We start from the raw sequence: 4,522 nt of genomic DNA, 5'->3' as shown, positions 1-4,522 counted from the left end.
TGCGATGGCAAGAAAAAGGCCTTCGAATCGTATAGCGATTTGGTTGGAAACCTATACGTGATGGATATCCCACAGATGAAAAGCGAGGCAGGAAAAGCCTTACTAAAAGCTGAATATCGTAAATTTGCTACAGCTCTGGAAGAACTAACCGGACAGAAACTTAGCGTAGAGAACTTGAAAAAAGGCATCGAAACCGTAAACAATAAGCGCAAAGCAATTCTTCGTTTGTCAAAACTAAGAGCAGCGAATCCAGTACCTATCTCAGGACTCGATGTACTATTAGCCAATCAAGTTTACTTCTACGATAATCCAGAACGTTTTACCGCATCGGTAAATGCTATTTGCGACGAATTAGAGGAACGCATTGCCAAAAACGAAGGTGTATTCTCAAAAGACGCTCCTAGAATTTTAGTTAGCGGTTGTCCAATGGCTGTTCCTAACTGGAAAGTACCTAATATCATCGAGAAATCGGGAGCTATTGTTATTGGTGAAGAAATGTGTACCGGCGAAAGAGGAACACAACGATTAACTGATGATAACGCAGATACTGTGGATGCCTTAATCGACAATATTGTAGACCGTTACTTTCAAATTGATTGCGCTGTATTTACTCCCAATAAGAGTAGATATGAGCACATCAAAGAGATGGCTGCAAAATACAATGCCGATGGAGTATTGCACTACAGTCTTCAGTTTTGCCAACCCTACCAAGCAGAATCAATTCCATTTGAAAAAGGTTTAGAAAACGAAGGAATACCAGTCTTGAGTATAGAGACAGATTACAGTCAGGAAGATATGGGACAATTGAAAACCCGTATCGAAGCCTTTATCGAAAGAATCAAAAAATAACATCCTTTAGCCCCGTCTTACTAGTCGGGGCTATTCTTAAAATTCCATTTTCATGATATCAGCAGGTATTGATATTGGTTCGCGAACAATCAAAGTTGTTTTGTTAGAAGACAACAAAATTATCTATTCGAAAGTTGTCGAAAACACATATAGTCCCATAGAAACATGCAAAACTTTGCTGGCTGAACTCTCCTACGATTCAATCACCGCAACAGGCTACGGAAGACATTTGTTTGCTGATCATTTTACCTCCGAAGTAATTAGCGAAATTAAAGCCTTTGCTTTGGGAGTGCATCACGAACTACCGAACACCCGCACCATTCTCGACATCGGTGGACAGGATACCAAAGCCATCGGTATAGATGAGAACGGCAATATCAAGAAGTTTGAGATGAATGACAAATGTGCTGCTGGCACAGGCCGTTTTCTCGAGATAATGGCCATGGCTCTCCGCTTTAATTTAGATGAATTTGGCGAGAAAGCACTCAGCACCGATAAACATGAAAACATCAACAGCATGTGTGCGGTATTTGCCGAATCGGAAATTATTTCGATGCTAGCCAATGGTGCCGATCGTTACGAAGTAGCAAGAGGAATTCACTACTCTGTCATTAGAAAATCGATGGCATTGATTAAGCGGGTGGGCATGCAAAAAGACATTGCCTTTGCCGGTGGTGGCGCCAAAAGCATCGGACTAAAAACCCTTATGGAAGAACTCTACCAGCAACCTGTATTCGTTCCAAAAGATCCACAAATAATGGGTGCTCTGGGTTGTGCTATTCACAGTCAATCGGTACTCGCAAACTAGAAAAATTTCACGCAAGCCAACAAGAAGAACGATTTGCTCCACAAAACACCTTCCAATTACCAAACAATCATAAAACTAGCCGATAAAGAATGTAAGATCATCAATTATAATTTCAAATTATTCTAAGTTTGTTTAAAATATACAATTTCGAAAAATGCACACTCGATATTTTTGTTTTGAAATTTTAAATTCAAAATCATGAAAATAGAACACATTGCAATTTGGGTAAGCGATTTAGAAAAGACAAAAGGATTTTACATGAAATATTTTGGCATGAATTGCAGCGAAAAATATACGAATGTAGAAAAACAGTTTTCATCTTATTTCCTATCCTTCGAAGAATCTGCAAGTAGAATAGAAATTATGAGCAGACCCGATATTTTGTCTTCCATAAGTGATCACTCCCTATGCTTTGGCTTAACACATTTCTCAATATCGGTTGGAGGAAAGTAAAATGTTGACAAGCTAACAGAGCGGTTACGCAACGATGGATTTTATGAAAGTGTAGTTTTAGATTGCGAAGGGAATCATCTTGAAATAACGGAGTGAAAAATGAAGACAGAAAAGGAAAAAATGCTTTCGGGCGAGCTATACAATGCGCTAGATCCTGAACTTTCCGAGGAACGTTTGAAAGCCAGACTACTGGTAAAAGAGCTAAATGATTCAGGCGAAGATGAGGAAGTAAAAAGAGAAGAAGTACTAAGAAAATTACTTCCTAATTCGGGTAGCAATTTGTGGATACAAACTCCTTTTTACTGCGATTACGGAACAAACATACAGCTTGGCGACTCGGTCTATTTTAATTTTAATTGTGTGGTGTTGGATGTTATGCCCGTTACAATTGGCAGCAGAACACTATTCGGACCCAATGTGCAAATCTACACCGCTACTCATCCAATTAATTACAAAGAAAGAGCTAGTGGACTCGAATTTGCGAAAGCCATTACAATTGGTGAAGATGTATGGATCGGTGGAAATGTTGCCATTTGTCCGGGAGTCAGCATTGGGGACAGAAGTGTAATTGGAGCTGGAAGTGTAGTCACTAAAGACATTCCTTCCGACGTGTCAGCGGCAGGAAATCCATGCAAAATAATTCGAGAACTAGAACAGTAAAGCTTCTTCTGTTATTCCTTACTGAAAAAATTGAAAAATCCACTCACCTCGAACAATACCTAAACAATAACTGCTAGTACTTACTTGCATTCCTCCTAAGAATGCAAGTGAAATTCAACACTCTAACTTTCATAATGGCATACAAAGTTAAATTAGTTACAAATAACAAATAACTTTTGTGATTTTTTACAAAAGATTTTGTTAGATCAATCTATTTTCATTAAAATTGCATAGTATCTACTTTGCTAATCTCTTACAATTACACAGCACAAAAGCCACACAATGTGTTTTACTAATCATATTTTGTAAAGCTTTGAATGAATGCTCACCTACTCGTAAGAAAATAGATCTCAACATCTACAAAAAACAGCTTGGTACTTTAAGAATTATAATTAAAAATATTTTATATCTCATGAGAAAGCAACTATTTGTAATCCTATTCGCTTTTCTATTTGTATCCTGTACTAGCAAAACTGAAAAATCAGATACAAAACCAAACATCGTACTCATTATGGCCGATGATTTGGGCTATGGCGACATCTCCTGCTATGGCAATACAAATACCAAAACACCCAATATCGATCTATTAGCAAGCAAAGGAATTAAATTCACCGATTTTCATTCCAATGGAGCCGTTTGTAGTCCAACACGAGCTGCCCTTTTAACAGGTCAATACCAACAACGAACTGGTATCGATGGTGTTATTACAGCAAAAAGCCACAGAGAGGTAGGATTAAGCTTAGAGGAAACAACCTTAGCCGAAGAATTTAAAAAGTACGACTATAAATGTGGGATGTTTGGAAAATGGCATTTAGGATATGCGAAAGAATTCAACCCTATTCTGCAAGGATTTGATGAATTCATAGGATTTGTAAGTGGAAATATCGACTACCATGCACATATCGATCAGGAAGGATTTTTAGATTGGTGGAAAGGCAGTAATGTTGACAATGAAGATGGATATTCGACCGATTTAATTACCGAATATGGAGTGAAATTCATCAAAGAGAACAATCCTGAAAAAACAGACAAACCCTTTTTCCTTTACTTACCCCATGAGGCTCCACACGGACCTTATCAAAGACGAATCGATCAAGCATTGAGAAAAGTTGGTGAATCAGGAACAAAAGAAGTTTGTAAAGACAGCATTGCCTCTATCTACAAAGAAATGGTAGAAGTAATGGACGAAGGAATTGGTAAAATAGTACAAACCCTAAAAGAGACCAACCAATACGAAAATACAATACTCATATTCATTTCTGATAATGGAGGAAATAAATATGGAAACAATGGTATTTTAAGAGGTTACAAAGCTAGTGCCTACGAAGGAGGAAGTCGTGTTCCTGCTATTTTCACTTATCCTAAAAAAATTAAAAAGCAAAGCGTAAATACCAACATAGTTCTTGGAATGGATCTACTTCCCACACTATTAGATTTTATCGACCAAAAACCTACTAACAAAAACATCGACGGAATCAGTCTGAAAGATAACCTTCTAAATAATACAAAATTAGCCGAAAGAGATGTATTTTTTGGCTACAACAATAAAAGTTTCATCAGAAGCGGAGATTGGAAATTAATTCGCACCAAAAGAAAGATCGGAGATCGAATTGAACTTTATAATTTAGCGAATGATTTAGGAGAGCAAAATGAAATTAGTTCCGAACATTCTGATTTAGCGAATCAACTATTGATAAAACTAGAAGCATGGGATAAAGATGTAAAAGAAGGTGTACAGGAATTGTCTCACTA

Annotated in this window: 5 protein-coding genes; all 5 read left to right on the top strand. The window is 37.4% G+C overall.

The genetic code is table 11. The annotated features are described in order from the left end of the window. The coding region (locus ABYT26_RS17460) for a 2-hydroxyacyl-CoA dehydratase (RefSeq protein WP_372756284.1) at positions 1-849 on the top strand (849 nt) is incomplete at its 5' end. Positions 850-901: 52 nt separating this feature from the next. Further along, complete coding sequence (locus tag ABYT26_RS17455) at positions 902-1,657, top strand: acyl-CoA dehydratase activase (RefSeq protein ID WP_372756282.1); 756 nt, start codon at positions 902-904, stop codon at positions 1,655-1,657. Positions 1,658-1,855: 198 nt separating this feature from the next. Continuing rightward, entirely contained in the window at positions 1,856-2,110 is a 255-nt protein-coding gene (locus ABYT26_RS17450; RefSeq protein WP_372756280.1) for a VOC family protein, read from the top strand. Between the two features lie 99 nt (positions 2,111-2,209). Continuing rightward, complete coding sequence (locus tag ABYT26_RS17445) at positions 2,210-2,770, top strand: sugar O-acetyltransferase (RefSeq protein WP_372756278.1); 561 nt, start codon at positions 2,210-2,212, stop codon at positions 2,768-2,770. Positions 2,771-3,182: 412 nt separating this feature from the next. Then, positions 3,183-4,522: sulfatase-like hydrolase/transferase (locus ABYT26_RS17440; RefSeq protein WP_372756276.1), on the top strand; the 1,340-nt coding region annotated here is incomplete at its 3' end.

This window comes from Labilibaculum sp., from assembly GCF_041595635.1.
Classification (GTDB): domain Bacteria; phylum Bacteroidota; class Bacteroidia; order Bacteroidales; family Marinifilaceae; genus Labilibaculum.
Note: the sequence above shows the minus strand (reverse complement) of the source record. Positions and strands in the feature narration are given on the sequence as shown.